This is a genomic window from Marinifilum caeruleilacunae, assembly GCF_013141825.1.
GTDB lineage: Bacteria > Bacteroidota > Bacteroidia > Bacteroidales > Marinifilaceae > Marinifilum > Marinifilum caeruleilacunae.
The window spans coordinates 1-594 of record NZ_RZNH01000136.1 but is presented as its reverse complement, the minus strand read 5'-3'; the positions used below and the strand labels follow the sequence as shown (position 1 = coordinate 594).

At 43.5% G+C, this 594-nt stretch carries 1 protein-coding gene; it reads left to right on the top strand.

Annotated elements, in window-relative coordinates; genetic code table 11:
- A partial coding sequence (locus ELS83_RS21790) for a hypothetical protein (protein ID WP_216616767.1) occupies window positions 1–594 on the top strand: 594 nt, incomplete at both ends.

Here is a 594-nt window from a genome sequence, read left to right as displayed (position 1 = left end):
AATTAACGGCAAGTGCTTCATCGGAGTTGGCGGTAAGCTTTGAGTTGGTATCTGGTCCGGCTACACTAGTTGGCAACGAGATTACAATTACTGGAGCAGGTTCTGTATCTGTAAAAGCAATTCAGTTGGGTAATGAAAATTACGCTGCGGCTGAAGAAGTGGTAAGAACTTTCACTGTAAACAAAGCAGCTCAGAGCATTACTTTCGCAGAGATAACAGATAAAACTTATGGCGATGCAGCCTTTGAATTAACGGCAAGTGCTTCATCGGAATTGGCGGTAAGTTTTGAACTGGTATCTGGTCCGGCGACTTTAACTGGAAATGAATTGACAATTACTGGTGCAGGTTCTGTATCCGTTAAGGCAATTCAATTGGGCGATGATAATTATGCAGCTGCAGAAGAAGTGGTAAGAACTTTCWCTGTAAACAAGGCAGCTCAAACTATAACTTTCGCAGAAATTGCAGATAAAACTTATGGCGATGCAGCCTTCAGTTTGGAAGCAAGCGCTTCATCGGAACTGGCAGTAAGCTTTGAGTTGGTATCTGGTCCGGCTACACTGGTTGGCAACGAGATTACGATTATTGGTGCAGGTT